Raw genomic sequence first — 16,122 nt, forward strand, 5'->3', positions numbered from 1 at the left:
GAGTGGGTTTATGCCGGCGTTACAGCAGGTTTTTGCGCCGTCAGGCGGGCCTGCTCGCGAAGACGGCATCAACGCCGACATCGCACCCAACTGGCGCACAAAAAGCAGCTATCCCACCGCGAACATCCCCGATACGACAGCTTTCAACTCATTACGACTTGTTTCAACGCAATGGCACGCCCACTGCAAACGCCCTCTCCCGAGCTTTTCAAACCGTTCAGGGAGCAAACGCATGAACACACAACTCAAACCCACGCTGGGCACGCTGCACCTGTGGGGCATTGCGGTAGGGCTGGTGATTTCCGGAGAGTACTTCGGCTGGAGTTACGGCTGGGGTGTGGCCGGGACCCTGGGGTTTCTGGTGACCTCGTTCATGGTCGCGACCATGTACACCTGTTTTATCTTCAGTTTCACCGAACTCACGACCGCAATTCCCCATGCGGGTGGGCCGTTCGCCTACAGCCGTCGCGCCTTCGGTGAAAAGGGTGGCTTGATTGCCGGGTTGGCAACGCTGATCGAGTTCGTCTTCGCCCCACCGGCAATCGCCCTAGCCATTGGCGCCTACCTTAATGTGCAGTTTCCGGCGCTCGATCCGAAACACGCGGCGGTCGGTGCGTACATCGTGTTCATGGGGCTGAATATTCTTGGGGTGAAACTGGCGGCTACTTTCGAACTGATTGTTTGCGTGCTGGCCGTGGCTGAATTGCTGGTGTTCATGGGCGTGGTCGCCCCTGCGTTCAGCTTCAGCAACTTTGCCTTGAATGGCTGGGCCGGCTCCGACGTGTTTGGCGCGCCGGCGATTGCCGGGATGTTCGCGGCCATTCCGTTTGCGATCTGGTTCTTCCTGGCCATCGAAGGCGCGGCGATGGCTGCCGAAGAAGCCAAGGATCCGAAACGCACGATTCCCAAGGCTTATATCAGCGGCATTCTGACCCTGGTGTTGCTGGCGATGGGTGTGATGTTCTTTGCCGGCGGCGTCGGCGACTGGCGCACCCTGGCCAACATCAACGACCCACTACCGCAGGCGATGAAAACCGTGGTCGGCGACAACTCCGGCTGGCTGCACATGCTGGTGTGGATCGGTCTGTTCGGTCTGGTCGCCAGTTTCCACGGCATCATCCTCGGCTATTCACGGCAGTTCTTCGCCCTGGCCCGCGCCGGTTATCTCCCAGCCTCGCTGGCGAAACTCTCACGCTTCCAGACGCCACACCGCGCCATCATTGTCGGCGGCATCATCGGCATCGCGGCGATTTACAGCGACGGTCTGATCAACCTCGGCGGCATGACCCTCACCGCCGCGATGATCACCATGGCGGTATTCGGCGCGATCGTGATGTACATCATGAGCATGCTCAGTCTGTTCAAACTGCGTAAATCGGAACCGAATCTGGAACGTACCTTCCGCGCGCCGTGCTACCCGTTGATTCCGCTGATTGCCTTGGTGCTGGCGGTGGTGTGTCTGGTGGCGATGGCGTGGTTCAACGCGTTGATCGGGCTGATCTTCCTCGGCTTCATGGCAGTCGGTTTCGGCTACTTCCTGCTCACCGGACAACTGCGTGCCAACGCACCGGCCGATGCGATGCTGACGGGCAATTGAGGGATTTCGGGTGTACCGGGTGCAAGCGGCCTAGAATGGAACCACTGCGAGTTCACTTCGCTCAAACGTGGTATGCAGCGTCGCACGGCGAAATCCTCGTCCGTCGACCTGCCCTTAAGGAGAGCCGTTATGCCTTGGTATGCCTGGTTGATTCTAGTCGTTGCAATCGGCTCGATCGTCGGCGGATTGATGATGTTGCGCGACACCGCCAACAAGGTCGATCTGACCGATGAAGAACGCCGACGCGTTGCCCAACGCAATGCCGAAGCGGACGCCAAAGATGCGCAGGACCGCTGAACACAACCCCGCCTGATCGGCGGGGTTTGTGCTTTTTATAGCCATTGGACCTATCTGCACGCTTTTAAGAAGTAGAAGTACAGTCACCATCTAATTTTCCTTGGTTAAGATGGGGACATTGTTGCGGAGAGTTCCACATGCGTTATTCGCAGGATCATAAAGCCCAGACCCATCAGCGCATCATCAAGGAGGCTTCGGCTCGCTTTCGCAAGGACGGAATCGGCGCTACAGGTCTGCAACCCCTGATGAAAGCGCTGGGCCTGACCCATGGCGGTTTCTACTCACATTTCAAGTCCAAGGACGAATTGGTCGAGAAAGCCTTGCAAGAGGCCGGCAACCAGGTCGACGGTTTGTGCGCCGAGATTTTTTCCCAGGACAATCCGCTCGATGTCTTCATCGAAACGTATCTGTCCGAATGGCACCAGACATCGCCGCATGAAGGTTGTCCGTTGCTGACCATTTCTTCCGAGCTGGGCCTGCGTGGCCAACCGAGCCCCACCAGCGACGTGGTCCTCAACGCGCGGCTGAAGCAGATCGAAAACAGCCTCGAAGGAGAGAACAGCGCTGACCGCGCCATCGTCATCATGTCGACACTGGTCGGCGCGCTGCTGCTGTCACGCAGCGTCGCGGATGCCGAGTTTGCGCAACGCATCCTCGATGTCACCCGCGATCATCTCAAGAACCGCGACTAAGCCTGCCAGCGCTTGAACAGCACGCTGGCATTGACCCCGCCAAACCCGAAACCATTGGACAGTGCATATTCGATCGACATCGGCCGCGCTTGGCCATGGACGATGTCCACCCCTGCGCTCGCCGGATCGGGATTGTCGAAATTCAGCGTCGGCGGAACGACCTGATCACGAATGGCCAACAGTGTGAAAATGGCTTCAAGCCCGCCGGCAGCGCCGAGCAAATGACCGGTGGCTGACTTGGTCGAGGTCACGGCGATTTTATTTTGCGTGCCGAACAACGCTTTGATCGCCGCCAGTTCGCCGAGGTCGCCCACCGGGGTCGAAGTCGCATGAGCGTTGAGGTGTTGCACCTGTTCCGGCTCGATACCCGCCTGCGCCAGTGCCAACGTCATCGCCCGCCTGGCACCGCTGCCATCTTCCGGCCCGGCCGTCAGGTGATAGGCGTCGGCGCTGGTGCCATAACCGACCAGCTCAGCCAAAGGTTTGGCCCCCCGGGCCAAGGCATGCTCCAGAGATTCGATCACCAGCAGCCCCGCGCCTTCGCCCATCACGAAACCGTCGCGACCGCTGTCGAATGGTCGAGATGCGCGCTCCGGGGTGTCGTTGTAACCGCTCGACAGTGCCCGTGCTGCCGCAAAACCGGCAAGACTGACGCGGTCGATGCAAGCTTCCGCGCCACCGCACACGGCAATATCCGCTTCGCCGGCGCGAATCAAGCGCGCCGCATCGCCAATCGCTTGAACACCCGCAGCGCACGCCGTCACCGGCGCCCCCAAAGGCCCCTTGAGGCCGTGCTGAATGGACACGTGCCCTGCCGCGAGATTGACCAGAAACGACGGAATGGTAAATGGTGACAAACGCCGAGGACCGCGACTGTCGGTGGTGCGCACGGCGTCGGCAATCGCGCCGAAACCACCGACACCGGAACCGATGATCGTTGCGGTACGCTCCTGGCTTTTGCTCTCCGACGGATGCCAGTCAGCCTGCTCCAGCGCCTGCCGGGCAGCCTCCATGGCGAACAGAATAAAGCGGTCCATCTTTTTCTGTTCCTTGGGTGACGTGGCGCGATCCGGATCAAAACCTGCTTCAGCATCCTCTTCCAGCGTCGGCACCGCGCCGCCGACTCGCGTGGGCAAATCAGCGACCGTTGCCTCAGGCAAGTTACGCAGACCAGAACGCCCGGCCAGCAAGCGCTGCCATACGACTTCAAGGTCGCTGCCCAAGGGTGAAACCAGGCCCATGCCCGTGACGACTATTCGACGCGAATCCATACCGTAATGACCTCTGATCAATTCAATTGCCGGACTTGTAGCGTTGGGCTGCAGCACTGCGGGAAAGGTTCGGTGCCATGACATGACGAGCCGCTACAAAGGCATGCCATTCGCCTGCGTCAGGTAGCGAAGGAATGGTGATCAACTCGCCCTGATCCAGGCCGGCCAGCGCCGCATCGACCATCTCGCCTGCGTCCATGACCATTTCTGCCGGAATGCCACTGGCATCGATACCCGAGCGCTCCCAGATTTCGGTGCGGGTCACGCCCGGCAGCACGGCCTGGATCTGCACGCCGGTGCCTTCGAGTTCAGTGTTAAGCGATTGGGTCAGGCTCAGTACATAAGCTTTGCTGGCGCTGTAGGTAGCGTTGAAGCGTTCCGGAAACAACGCCACCACCGAGGCGATATTGATGATCGTGCCACGACCGGCCTTGGCGAAACTGGCAGCAGCAGCCGATGCCAGGCGGGTGACTGCGGTGATGTTCAACTGGATCAGGCGCTCCAATTGGTCCATATCGGCGTTGGCCAGCAGTCCGTCCGCTGCCACACCGGCGTTATTGACCAGCAGGCTGATGCTCGAATCACTGCGCAAGCGCTGTTCGAGTTTGAGCACGTCGTCCTTCTGTGTCAGATCGGCCTTGAGAACTTCAACCTGAACGCCATGGGCGTCACGCAACCGGCTCGCAGCACTTTCCAGACGGTCCTTGTCACGGGCAACCAGCAGCAGATCAAAACCACGCGCCGCCAGGCGCTGAGCGTAAATCGCACCGATACCGGACGATGCGCCGGTAACGAGAGCAGTACCTTGGGATTGGGCGGAACTCATGAGAATGCTCCTGGAACGCTTGATGGAGGAAGTTGCCTATGAGCCACGTTGGCTCGACGCACCGGCAAATTATTATAGGCATAATCCAAACGCAATATGATAGCCGTAATTTTAAGTGGCCGACGGCAGCCCTCTCCACCAACACTAGCGGCCATACGCTGCGCAAGTAAAAAAGGCCGGTCAATGACCGGCCCCCTTGGCGTTGAACACTTAGCTTAGTTGACTTCCAGCTTGTCGCGATTGCGATCCAGAATCGCCTTGCCGATACCCTTCACTTCCAGCAACTCATCCACCGATGCAAAAGGCCCGTTTGTTTCACGATAAGCAACAATCGCTTTGGCCTTGGCCTCACCAACTCCCGCCAGCTCCTTTTGCAGCGTTGCCGCGTCGGCATCGTTAAGATCGATTTTTGCACTCAGGGAAGGTGCCGCGGTATCCATCACCAAAGGCGCGTTGGGCGACTCCGCTGGCGCAACAGGTGCGGCAATAGCGGCGATCGAGGCGCTGGTAAGGAAAGCGAAAATCAGAGAGTAGAAGTAACCGGTACGCATTAGTGACGCTCCATCATCGTTTGAGAAAGCAGCTTTTCCGAAGCTGCTCTCCAAACGTAGGTCATGCTGGAGCTATGTCAAAAATGCGTGCGTTACAGGATGTGAAACAATCAGGGTTCGAGACGGCGTTGCTGATAGATCCAATCGACGATCTCGCCGTCCGGCATATAGCCGCTGACCGTTTCGCGCAGCAGTTGACGGACCCGCGCATAATCATCGCGTTCCACGGCCAGAAGCAATTCGCTCAAGCGGGTTTTCAGCACATCCCACGGCAGGTGGTCTTCGCTCGCCGTCATGATCATCGGGTGCTGGGTGGCGGCCACGTTGTCGCCGATCAACAGCTCTTCGTAGAGCTTTTCGCCGGGGCGCAGCCCGGTGAACTCGATGGAAATATCGCCCTGCGGATTGCGTTCGGAGCGAATGCTCAAGCCGGACAGGTGGATCATTTTTTCTGCCAGCTCGACGATTTTCACCGGTTCGCCCATGTCCAGCACAAACACATCCCCGCCCTGCCCCATGGAGCCGGCCTGGATCACCAATTGGGCGGCCTCGGGGATGGTCATGAAATAGCGGGTGATTTTCGGGTGAGTGACCGTCAGCGGGCCACCGGACTTGATCTGACTGTGGAACAGCGGAATCACTGAACCCGAGGAACCGAGAACATTGCCGAAACGCACCATGGTGAACCGGGTCTTGTTGACCCGCGACACGTTGGCACTGTCACCAAACAATACCGGTGCACTTTCACAGCTGAGGGCCTGCAGCGTCAACTCGGCCAGACGCTTGGTACTGCCCATGATGTTCGTCGGGCGCACGGCTTTATCGGTGGAGATAAGCACGAAATTCGACACGCCCGACTGCAATGCCGCCTGCGCTGTATTGAGCGTGCCGATCACGTTGTTCAGTACACCTTCAGCAATATTGTGCTCAACCATCGGCACATGCTTATAGGCTGCTGCGTGATACACGGTGTCGACTTTCCAGGTTTTCATCACATCGAGCAGTTTGTCTTGATGACGAATGGAACCGAGGATAGGCAACAGACGTACCGGAACCGACTGCCGGCAACCCCGTTGTTCGAGTTCGGAGAGAATGCTGTAGAGATTGAATTCGCTATGTTCGAACAACACGAGCGTGGTCGGCCCCAGAGTGAAGATCTGTCGGCACAACTCCGAGCCGATCGAACCACCAGCGCCTGTGACCATCACCACTTTGCCATTGATGCAACGCGCCAACAGGTCCGGTTGGGCCGGTACGGCGTCACGCCCGAGCAAGTCGGCGATATCCACTTCCTGGATATCCTCGACCTTGACGCGACCGCTGGCCAGATCGGTGAAATTCGGCACACTGCGCACGTGCAGCGGAAAACCCTCGAGCAGGTTGAGGATTTCCCGGCGCCTGGCGCGGGTCGACGACGGCAGCGCGAGGAGTATCTCCTGGGCACCGGTGACATCGATCATATGTTGAATGTGCTTGGGTTTGTAGACCTGAAGCCCGGAAATCGAACGATCGGAAATGCCCGGATCATCATCGATAAAGGCCACCGGACGCATCACGCGCCCCATGCGCAAAGCGGCAACCAGCTGATTGCCGGCGACACCGGCACCGTACACGGCGACCTTGGTCAAACCGTCATCGCGGCTGGTAAACGGTACGTGTTGAGCTGCGGTAAACCAGTCGCCCATGAAAAACTGGCGCATGCACAGGCGCAGGCCGCCGATGATCATCATGCTCAACCACCAGTAGTTGAAGATGATCGAGCGCGGCACTACCGCTTCGTGATTGCTGTACCAGTAAACGACGACCGCCAGAATCAGCGAGGACAGGCTGACCGCCTTGACGATGGCAATCAGGGCGTCGTTACCAAAGTAACGCATCACGGCCCGGTACATGCCAAAGCGAATAAAGAGTGGAATGGCGATGACAGGGGCGAATGCAAAGAGCCAGATGTGAGCCTTCAAGGGGTTGTACATGTCATCGATGCCGAGGCGCACGATGAACGACATCCAGAGAGCAACCCAGACCAGGACGACGTCGGTAGCCACCTGCAGCAAACGTTTTTGCTTACGAGGCAAGCCCAGCAAGACAGTCCGCACTTTATCCATTCAGCCGCTCGAGCACGTGGCTCCCTCCTTAAACAGTCGACGACCAGCATTGTAACCTCATGCTGGCGTCTTCATCTGAATAATTGGCCCGATGTTTCACAGGATTGTCACAAACTCGCGAGCAAAAATCCTGGGGGGCTCGGACATTTAACACTTGGCAAAAACCGCAGTGCGAGGATCAATGCAACGTCTGCAAAATCATTCGCCGAGTCTGGAAAACCGGAAAACTGTTTGTCTGGAAAACACGTCACCCTGTACCTCAAGGGTTGCTGTCACCGAATTTTCCTGCTTCAACTAGGCGTGGATTCCCCGACTCTATAGACTTTCGCCCCGAATCCCGAGCATCAGCTCAAATCATTGAATCAGGGGACTTACAGGCAATGATCCCAGTACTTGTACTCGGCGACTCTCACGCATCGGTTTTCAGCTCTGAAAAAATAGCAGCGCTACTACCCGGGTACTCGTTTGAAGTGATCTCTGTCGGCGGTGCGACTGTATCCGGTTTGCAAAATCCGAACGCCGTCACACAAGCCATGCCTCAGTTCACCTCTGCACTGGAAAAGACAACGGCAACCACTGTGATCGTTATGTTAGGCGAGGTAGATACCGGGTTTGTTATTTGGTATCGGGCGCAAAAATATGGCACCCCCGTTAACCAAATGCTGCAGTTGGCACTCGATAACTACCAGAAGCTGTTAAAAGATATTGCCCGCACACACGAGGTAATTTGTATTAGTACGCCTCTCCCCACCATCAGGGACGGTATGGACTGGGGAGAAGTGGCCAATTTGCGAAAGGAGGTGACAGCCTCTCTCGCTGAAAGAACCTTGCTGACAATTAAATTCAATGACCTGATGGAGAACTTTTGCATCCCGGAAGGCATCAGTTACCTGAATTTTGACAGCCACTCTACGGATGATTCGGGCAATCTCACGGAATCACTTCGAAATCCAGATCCAAGCGATCACCACTATGATCCTTCGGCACACGCATTGATGATTGAACCGTTACTGGGCCCTTTGCTCCAACGCCTCCACTTCCATCCGGATGGTTACAGGGCGCAGCCGGTCGCGAAGCAAACTGTTCGCGAAAGGCTGCTGAAATTCATACAGCGCTGGAAATAGCGTTTGGCTTATTCGGATTCATTCCAGGCGCCCTGAGGGCGCCCCGCCCGAATATAGTCAGCGAATGGATCAGCTCCTGCTTTAGCAACCCCGTGCTCGGCAAGGTAGACATCCGCGCGAAAATTGGCGTTTAGACGTTGAGGGTTGATGCCGCGAGCGTTTCCACGGACGTAATCCTGCACGTCCTCGGCGTTCGCGTTAACCCCGGCCGAGCCAAACAGACCGGAGTCCAGGATAGTCGTTACATCGTGCTTTTCCTGTCGAGCATTCTCATGTCCCTCGACACCCAATCGCTCAAGCTGGCCAGCGTACTTGTCTGCGTCAAAGTACGCCTTGGATGCCTCAAAGGATTGATTCGCTACATGCTCGTGGAACGGGCGAGAACTGGCGAGTGCGGATAACTTCTGAAAAGCACTGTCCACATCGAGATAATCCGCAACGCACGCCTCATGTAAACCACAAGTATCCAGAAAATCTGCAATACCGCTCGCTTTATCGAAGCAAACCACCGGTATGCGCATCGTCAGTGCGTCTATGGCTACGTTAGGCAATGGATCCAGACGCGATGAAATGAACAGTGCGTCAACTTCAGCATAGACAGCGTTGATATTAGATGTTTCGCCCAGCATCAAAAAACGGTCCTGCAATCCGGAACGCTTGATCTGATCCGCCAGATAAACAGAATATCCGTCCTCAAGTTGCGGGTCGTAGCCCTTGCCAATCCAGACAAACCGAAACGCATCGCCCCCCGGTTCACGCATTGCCTTGATGGCACATTGAATAAAGAGATCTACGCCCTTTCGAAAATTGACGTACCCAGCCCCCAGCACAACAAACTTTCTTTCGGTGTCGCCTTCAGGACGGATCAGCTTTCGCAAAGATTCCGATTCTTCCAGGCTCTGACGCTCAGTGTGCTGTTGCTCCGGCAGGACACAACACCCTTGAGGCATGATCAGCGGCGCGGCAAATTTCAATTCCGGCAATGACTCTATCGCGTTTTCTAAAGTCAGCGCGGCGGAGAACACCAACTTTTCCGCCCAAAGAATCGCATCAGACAACAACGCCTTCGCGTTGGGATAAGAAGAGGCGAACTCATGAATTAAATAAGTTGAAGGAATAAAATTTCTGGCAAGTGGCTTCAGGATGATATTGCTTTCAAGGCTATTCACCAGCGCAAATTTAAAGTTGAATTTTTTGTTCAAGAATTCAACTACGTGTCCTGAATACTCAGAATTCCCTTTGATCCTTAAACCTTTCACCAATACAACTGCCGCTTCCTGAAAAGCACTCAGCAATGGCCCCTCACCCAGCAGAAGCACAACAACGTTGTATCGAGCAGAAAAGCGCTGGACAAGGTCAAGAGCGAGTATGGGTGCTCCAGAGCGCGACGCTTCGTGACTCACCACCAATATCGTTTCCCGCTCGGGATTTGCCGCGCGAGCTGTAGACAGATGAATTCCCGGCAAAGAATAGGGCCGCCACACTTCGTGTCGACCGTACTTCAGGAAATGCTCAACGGGATCAACCAGGCCGAGATCCGGGTTCATCTTCAAATATAAATCGGGATCAAACTCTGCTGGAAGCAAACTCAAGTCGAGTTTTTCACGTTCCACCACTGCGTCCACATGAGTGTTGCGACGGAACTTAGCGGCAAGCCTGAAGCGAATCGAGTTAATTACCCTACGAATAACCTTCCGTAGTAGATCTGACAAGGAGCCACTTCGAGACAAAATCTGATCCTTTTTCTTGCGCTTAATTAGAAGATAGCATTCATCAGAGCGATCCCTGCTCCCGTCAACAGACTACGGCTTGAGGAGGCCGTAACTCCTGACGGAAATCCTTATTCGGGGTAAATCGAAACCTGGGTTTTGAACATCGCCAAGAGTTCACTCTGGTCGATAATGCAGACACCCCGGCAAACAAAAGATTCCAATTTTTACTCGCTGAGCCACGAGGAAGGTCTGCGCCTGCAGGATGCTTTTTCAGCGATCTTCCAGTTGTCCGGCACGGAACTTTATGGCCAGCCAGACAAGTGGCAAGTACGCCACAACCAAGCCCAATGCACCGTCCACTTTCCAGTAGCTCACGCAGAGCGCAATCGGCAGCAGCCAGAACACATTGATCAGCCCGACTGCCACAGTCACGGGCAGGTGCTTGCCAAACTGTCGGGACGCAAACTGATAGCCGTGGCTGCGATGCGCTTCGTAGACTTTATCGCCGCGCAACAATCGACGCATCAACGTGAACGTTGCATCAACGATGAACACGCCAAGCAGTATCAGCCAGACCCACAGCAAACCGGGATCAGTCCATGCCGCCTGCAGCGACAACACGCCAAGAATGATACCGAGGAAGCCACTGCCCGCATCGCCCATGAAAATTTTTGCCGGGGGAAAGTTCCAGCACAGAAAACCGGCAGCGCATACCGCCAGTAACGCAGGTGGCCATAACAGTTGCGGGAAGCCACTGAGCCAGTAAATCAGACAGGCACCAGCGCATGTCGTGACGGCTTCGACACCGGCAATACCGTCAATACCATCCATGAAGTTGTAGAGATTCAGCATCCAGACCAGATAAAACAGCGCGAGAAAATGTCCGAGCCATCCCAGATCAACGCTGACACCGGCAATCATCAACGGCGATAGCCCACCCACCCAATAAACGCCCCAAGCGGCGGCAGAAAAATGCGCCAGCAGGCGCCAGCGGGCGGCAATGTGACCGTGATCATCCAGAAAACCGATAACCGCCGTGATACTGCCGGCGCCGACCAAGGCAATCAACGCATCCTTGGTCGTCAGCCCGACAGCGAACAAAACGCACATGGCGAAGATAAAGGTCAGGACGATGGCCACACCGCCACCACGCGGTGTTGGGATCGAGTGGGAACTGCGCTGATTGGGAATATCGATCAGGCTGCGCGAAATTGCATAACGACGTAAAAAACCCGTGAGTGCGAACGACAGGATCGCAACAACCGGAACTAGCCACCAGTCATTCATTTTTTTCGAGCATCCAGGAATGGTTTTACTGTGGCGTCAAGAGCCCGCGGAAAACTGACCGGCGGAACCCAGCCCAACAGACGTTGATTCTTACTGATATCGACTTCCAGAGAACCAAAGATGCGCTGTGCGACGGCCTCTTTTCCCAATAGTTTCGCCGCAGCGCTCATCAGGCTCACCGGCAACGGTATTAACAGAGAGGGCTTGTGCAGCGCAGCAGACAGACTGCGTAACAGCTCGGTTGTCGAGACGTCATGCCCGTCGCTGACCAGAAATGTCTGATTAGCCGCCGAAGGGTGTCTCATACACGTCTCGATCAAATCCACCAGATTATCCAGACTGACCAGGCTGCGCTTGTTATGCACCGCACCAAACGGCAACGGCACTGCGCGTTGTACCCAGCGAATCATGCTGAGGAAGTTGGCTTTGACGCCCGCGCCATACACCAGAACGGGCCGGATGATGACCACTTCCATTCCGGTAGCGATTGCGAGCGCCTTTAAGCCAAGTTCGGCCTCAAGTTTGGAAATGCCATAAGGGTCGAGGGGCGCGGGCGTGTCATCTGCTGTAAACGCAATGCCAGGCGAAGTTGATTCGCCATTGACCTTGATCGAGCTGATGTAGATGAAGCGCTTCACGCCTGCACTTGCAGCCTGCCGGGCCAGATTCAATGTGGCATCGACATTTACCCGGCGAAACTCGGTCAGCGGATCAGCAGCGGATTCATCCATGACGTGAACCCGTGCCGCTGAATGTACCACCACATCAACCTGATCAAGCGCATCTCGCCAATCGACATCAGCCGTCAGATCCGCAAACAGGAAACGTCGAATGGATGGGGGGAGATCGCTACATTCCTTGCGCAACGCGGCAATCAGGGAATACTGCCCGCTGGTATCCAGGTGTCGCAGCAAGGCACCACCCAAAAAGCCTGAACCGCCGGAGACAAGTACCGTTTCAACTTTCATTGTTCAGGCTCGGTAACGAATATTGACGCTTGAAATTGCATCACGACTACTGACCATCAAATTATCCAAAAGAGGATTGGACCCCGCTGCAAACAGCGAGGCCAAACTACACGTCAGTGGAAACCGTGATGCCTGAAAGGACAAGCCCGTGACACTGATCGTCGCGATATGAATCAGCCGATTTTCGCGGCAACCCGCAGGGCCAGATCTCGCGCATAACGACGAAGCTCTGGAACAGCCGTGGCTTCCCAGAACTGCGCCTTGAGCATTGGCCCGACGTAGCTCAGCCAACTGACAGGGGCGCCGTGCTCATCCTGAACGGAAAGCGCCTCATCGACACAAACGCCCAGGCCGAGTTTATCCAATCGAATCAGCCCCGACTGCCGCAATTGCACGATCAAGCGATCATCGACACGCGCCAGATTGGAATTCGGCCCGGTGCAATTGATGATATGCGAAACATCCAGAGACTCTACCGCCGCAGTACCACGCAGCCCGACTTGAACGCGCAAACCATTGGGCAATACTTCGATGTCCTGGATTCTGCCCGCCATCGGCTTCAGCCTGCCCAGCTCCAACTGCGCGGAAAACGCCGCATACGAAGCCGGTGCAACTCTGTGGCGATGGGCGTCCCAATACACTTGGACGTGACGCAGGAAACGCCGGCGTTCGGTCTCGCTCAAACGCTCCCACAGTTGTGCAGTGACTGGACGCACGGCGGCAATGACATCACGCCAGTCGACGCCATCCTTAGCGGCAACACGAACCAATGAGCGCATGTGGCGCAGATAGCTGCGCACGCTCGGAGCGGAGGCAAGAAGCGTTTGAACCACCTCACCGGCAATGCTATCGACATGTCCCGAAGTACGATGGGGCAACGGCTGAACGCCTCGCCGCGAAAGCATGTACACCGGCCCGGTGTGCCCTTGTTGATCCAGGGTCAGTGCCACATCCAGCGCAGTCAATCCTGCGCCCAGCAACAGAACCGGAGCCTGCGGGTCGATCGGCACCTCGATTTCTCCCGACCACGGATCAGCGATATAGCGCCCTGCGGCACGGGGAATGGACGTGATAGCCGGGTTGAACGGTGAAAAGTTACCGAACGCGAGAATCACATGATCGGCCAGTATTTCCCGGCCATCAGCAATACGTATCCGGGCTTTTCCGTTCTCCGCTTCGATGCTGTGAGCTTCGGTGGTGATCCGCTCGAAACTGACGCCATCACGGCACTGATGTTCAGCCTCGGCGAGCAGTCCCGAGAGGTATTCGCCGTAGAGCTTGCGAGGAACAAAAGTCCCCGCCGCAGTACCCGGCAAACGGCTTTCGCAAAAACGCAGAAAATGATCAGGCTGATCAACCAGCGCCGTCATGTTCCCCGCTGGCACATTAAGCAAGTGCCGAGAACTGTTGGTTCCGTAAGCCAGACCACGGGCCATTTCACCGGAACGGTTGAGCAACACCACTCGAGTGCCAGGTTTGCACACCTGGAGGAATTGAACAGCGGTTACCGCGCCACTGAATCCGGCACCAATGATGACCAGAGTCTTCAACGTTCGATCCGCCCGACCAGATACTGCATAATCTTCTCGACAGATACGGACACATCTTCTTCAAGTGTGTTGATCGTGATATCCGGGTTCAACGGAGGCTCGTACAACGAGTCGATACCGGTGAAATTCTTGATCATGCCCGAGCGGGCCTTGCCATACAGACCCTTCGGGTCGCGGCGCTCGCACTCAGGTAACGGCGTACTGATGTAGACCTCAACGAAGAACTCGTCACCGATCACTTTCCTGGCCAATGCCCGGTCAAGGCGAAACGGCGAAATGAAGGCGCTGACGACGATCAGGCCAGCGTCAACGAACAGCTTGCCTACTTCAGCGATCCGGCGGATGTTTTCCGCCCGATCATGATCATTGAACCCGAGATCATTGCACAGACCGAGACGCATGTTGTCTCCGTCCAGCAAGTAGGTATGACGATTATTCTCAAGCAGTGCCTGCTCTAGAGCGTTGGCGATCGTCGATTTGCCGGCGCCGCTAAGCCCGGTAAACCAAAGAACCACAGGGCGCTGCTGTTTAAGAGCGCTCCGCTGCTCCCGGTCGACGACCATCTGATGAGCGACAAGATTTTCCGTCATCGAAACTACACCGCAGTTATATACACATTGACTTAAATCAGGCTTTCCAACGCTGTCAGAAATTAGATCTGCGAGCATTGAACCCAAGTTCGTAATTAAGCGTGAAGAATAGACCCAGCGTCTGCCGGCGCCAAGAAAAACCTCTACACCGGAACAATAGCCGACGCTGTTACTTGGATAACGTCCATCTCTGTAACAACTCATTTACATAAACAGCAACGGATTTTGGAGGCGTGGAATTCGACGACAGCTTTGCCAATAAACCCTCCTCGGCAAGCAGACGTTTCAATGCGCTTTCAAGGCCCAACACGCTGCCTGGTTCAAACAGCAATCCATTGAAATCATGGGTCACGGCCTCAGCGATTCCGGGTACATCGGAAGCCACAACCGGGCAACCGGCAGCCTGTGCCGAATAGACGACCAGTGGCGTATTTTCATTCCAGACAGATGGCACTATCAGTGCGTCCAGCCCACCCAATACATCGAATATGTCTTCGTTGGCGAAAGTGCCGCAAAACGTAACGGCTTCATTGCCATCCGCCAGCCGATGCAAGCCGGCTACATAGTCGGGAAATTCCGTCTGCTTGCCGTAAATTCTCAGTCGCACATCGCGTGAAGAAAACTGCTGCAACGCCTCCAAAAGCACATGGCAGCCTTTGTGTGAAGCGAGCGTACCAATGAATCCCAAGACCAATGGGCGCTCACGCCGCGCTCGATCTCGCACCACAACTGGCTGATCAAGATTGATGCCGTAGGACGACTTGACCACGATATCTGGGCGCACGCCATTACGGGTCAGCAGCGTTTCGATCATCTGGTTGGGGGCGATGATGCCCTGGAGCATATTCAGCCGCCCGACATTACGCTCAAGACGACCATGCAATGCGCGCACCTCGCGGACCAGGGAACCCGCTGGCAGCCGAGGCGAGCGAGCAATGCGCACGAGCAAATCGCTGATGACATCCGGAACCGCGGTCGCCAGCCTGCCAATGCGCTCAGGCAACTGACTTGCAGCAAAATGCACGACACAGTTCCCCGCATCCGTACTTGGCCCCGCACATGCCCGCCCACCACAACGCAGCAACTGCCCGGTAGGACAAATACTCCAGAAGTCGGTTGGCGTGTAATACGCAGGCACACCGGCAGCGACCGCTTTTTCGATCAGGCCGGTGCCGAGACGATTGAGGTGAAAGAAATGCACGACATCCGGCTTGAACTCTTCCAGCAAATGCCCGAAAAAGTCAGCGGCCAGATGGTTGTCATAACCGATCTCGATTTTTGAAGTTTGATCGCCCATGGGCACATAGGCGTGCCGAAAACGATCAACCAGAATCGAGTCGTAACTATATTGATCGAAGCGCTCACTGTCCGCGAGCGCTTCGGTAGCCGGATAGCCCGTAAAAATCCTGACCTCATGGCCAAGGGTTTTCAATACGCGGGCAACGGACAGCGTCAAAACCTCAGTACCCGCAGAAAACTCCGGGAAAAACTGATGAACCGTGAGCAGAACCTTCATTTGCAACCAACGCTGACACCGAGCAGACGGTAACTC

Annotated in this window: 14 protein-coding genes; 4 read left to right on the forward strand and 10 right to left on the reverse strand. The window is 56.0% G+C overall.

The window, feature by feature from the left end; translation table 11 throughout:
• Positions 1-232: 232 nt before the first annotated feature.
• The 3 genes from eat to ACM6IN_RS24385 all read left to right on the forward strand — a co-directional run bounded on the left by eat (position 233) and on the right by ACM6IN_RS24385 (position 2,586).
• Positions 233-1,597, forward strand: coding sequence for an ethanolamine permease (gene eat / locus ACM6IN_RS24375; RefSeq protein ID WP_007908507.1), 1,365 nt, complete (start codon positions 233-235; stop codon positions 1,595-1,597).
• A 129-nt stretch (positions 1,598-1,726) separates the two neighbouring features.
• Positions 1,727-1,894 (forward strand): DUF2897 family protein, encoded by a 168-nt coding sequence (locus ACM6IN_RS24380; RefSeq protein ID WP_007908505.1) that lies wholly within the window; start codon positions 1,727-1,729, stop codon positions 1,892-1,894.
• 137 nt (positions 1,895-2,031) lie between these two features.
• Positions 2,032-2,586, forward strand: a complete 555-nt coding sequence (locus ACM6IN_RS24385) for a TetR/AcrR family transcriptional regulator (protein WP_414916834.1) — start codon at positions 2,032-2,034, stop codon at positions 2,584-2,586.
• On the opposite strand, the gene fabF is transcribed toward ACM6IN_RS24385, so the two are convergent.
• The 4 genes from fabF to ACM6IN_RS24405 form a co-directional block, all read right to left on the reverse strand.
• Positions 2,583-3,857: a beta-ketoacyl-ACP synthase II gene (fabF, locus tag ACM6IN_RS24390; RefSeq protein ID WP_007949741.1), complete on the reverse strand. Its 1,275-nt coding sequence runs from the start codon at positions 3,855-3,857 to the stop codon at positions 2,583-2,585. The two genes, ACM6IN_RS24385 and fabF, sit on opposite strands and share 4 nt — an antisense overlap.
• Before the next feature lie 22 nt (positions 3,858-3,879).
• A complete protein-coding gene (locus ACM6IN_RS24395) occupies positions 3,880-4,683 on the reverse strand; it encodes an SDR family NAD(P)-dependent oxidoreductase (RefSeq protein ID WP_007908497.1) in 804 nt (267 codons plus the stop codon).
• A 215-nt stretch (positions 4,684-4,898) separates the two neighbouring features.
• Entirely contained in the window at positions 4,899-5,234 is a 336-nt protein-coding gene (locus tag ACM6IN_RS24400; protein WP_414916835.1) for a ComEA family DNA-binding protein, read from the reverse strand.
• A gap of 110 nt (positions 5,235-5,344) precedes the next feature.
• Complete coding sequence (locus tag ACM6IN_RS24405; RefSeq protein WP_007908494.1) at positions 5,345-7,339, reverse strand: polysaccharide biosynthesis protein; 1,995 nt, start codon at positions 7,337-7,339, stop codon at positions 5,345-5,347.
• A gap of 380 nt (positions 7,340-7,719) precedes the next feature.
• On the opposite strand from ACM6IN_RS24405, the gene ACM6IN_RS24410 reads away from it, so the two are divergent.
• Entirely contained in the window at positions 7,720-8,463 is a 744-nt protein-coding gene (locus ACM6IN_RS24410) for an SGNH/GDSL hydrolase family protein (protein WP_259740577.1), read from the forward strand.
• 8 nt (positions 8,464-8,471) lie between these two features.
• On the opposite strand, the gene ACM6IN_RS24415 is transcribed toward ACM6IN_RS24410, so the two are convergent.
• The 6 genes from ACM6IN_RS24415 to ACM6IN_RS24440 all read right to left on the reverse strand — a co-directional run bounded on the left by ACM6IN_RS24415 (position 8,472) and on the right by ACM6IN_RS24440 (position 16,086).
• Entirely contained in the window at positions 8,472-10,076 is a 1,605-nt protein-coding gene (locus tag ACM6IN_RS24415; RefSeq protein ID WP_414916836.1) for a glycosyltransferase, read from the reverse strand.
• Between the two features lie 369 nt (positions 10,077-10,445).
• Entirely contained in the window at positions 10,446-11,462 is a 1,017-nt protein-coding gene (locus ACM6IN_RS24420; protein WP_123375515.1) for an MraY family glycosyltransferase, read from the reverse strand.
• Positions 11,459-12,430 carry a UDP-glucose 4-epimerase family protein gene (locus ACM6IN_RS24425; RefSeq protein ID WP_414916837.1) on the reverse strand — a complete coding sequence of 324 codons (972 nt, stop codon included), beginning with the start codon at positions 12,428-12,430 and terminating at the stop codon, positions 11,459-11,461. Before ACM6IN_RS24425 ends, ACM6IN_RS24420 begins: the two co-directional genes overlap by 4 nt.
• Before the next feature lie 173 nt (positions 12,431-12,603).
• Positions 12,604-13,980: an FAD/NAD(P)-binding protein gene (locus ACM6IN_RS24430; protein ID WP_414916838.1), complete on the reverse strand. Its 1,377-nt coding sequence runs from the start codon at positions 13,978-13,980 to the stop codon at positions 12,604-12,606.
• A complete protein-coding gene (gene cysC / locus ACM6IN_RS24435) occupies positions 13,977-14,570 on the reverse strand; it encodes an adenylyl-sulfate kinase (protein ID WP_007908485.1) in 594 nt (197 codons plus the stop codon). The genes ACM6IN_RS24430 and cysC overlap by 4 nt, the downstream gene beginning before the upstream one ends.
• Positions 14,571-14,739: 169 nt before the next feature.
• Entirely contained in the window at positions 14,740-16,086 is a 1,347-nt protein-coding gene (locus ACM6IN_RS24440) for a glycosyltransferase (RefSeq protein WP_123375512.1), read from the reverse strand.
• Positions 16,087-16,122: the final 36 nt, after the last annotated feature.

It is taken from the genome of Pseudomonas sp. IT-P395, assembly GCF_949767675.1.
Taxonomy (GTDB): domain Bacteria; phylum Pseudomonadota; class Gammaproteobacteria; order Pseudomonadales; family Pseudomonadaceae; genus Aquipseudomonas.

Coding starts and splice junctions, on each gene's coding strand:
- eat (WP_007908507.1), top strand. CDS start 233: ATGAACACACAACTCAAACCCACGCTGGGCACGCTGCACCTGTGGGGC.
- ACM6IN_RS24380 (WP_007908505.1), top strand. CDS start 1,727: ATGCCTTGGTATGCCTGGTTGATTCTAGTCGTTGCAATCGGCTCGATC.
- ACM6IN_RS24385 (WP_414916834.1), top strand. CDS start 2,032: ATGCGTTATTCGCAGGATCATAAAGCCCAGACCCATCAGCGCATCATC.
- fabF (WP_007949741.1), bottom strand. CDS start 3,857: ATGGATTCGCGTCGAATAGTCGTCACGGGCATGGGCCTGGTTTCACCC.
- ACM6IN_RS24395 (WP_007908497.1), bottom strand. CDS start 4,683: ATGAGTTCCGCCCAATCCCAAGGTACTGCTCTCGTTACCGGCGCATCG.
- ACM6IN_RS24400 (WP_414916835.1), bottom strand. CDS start 5,234: ATGCGTACCGGTTACTTCTACTCTCTGATTTTCGCTTTCCTTACCAGC.
- ACM6IN_RS24405 (WP_007908494.1), bottom strand. CDS start 7,339: ATGGATAAAGTGCGGACTGTCTTGCTGGGCTTGCCTCGTAAGCAAAAA.
- ACM6IN_RS24410 (WP_259740577.1), top strand. CDS start 7,720: ATGATCCCAGTACTTGTACTCGGCGACTCTCACGCATCGGTTTTCAGC.
- ACM6IN_RS24420 (WP_123375515.1), bottom strand. CDS start 11,462: ATGAATGACTGGTGGCTAGTTCCGGTTGTTGCGATCCTGTCGTTCGCA.
- ACM6IN_RS24425 (WP_414916837.1), bottom strand. CDS start 12,430: ATGAAAGTTGAAACGGTACTTGTCTCCGGCGGTTCAGGCTTTTTGGGT.
- cysC (WP_007908485.1), bottom strand. CDS start 14,570: ATGACGGAAAATCTTGTCGCTCATCAGATGGTCGTCGACCGGGAGCAG.
- ACM6IN_RS24440 (WP_123375512.1), bottom strand. CDS start 16,086: ATGAAGGTTCTGCTCACGGTTCATCAGTTTTTCCCGGAGTTTTCTGCG.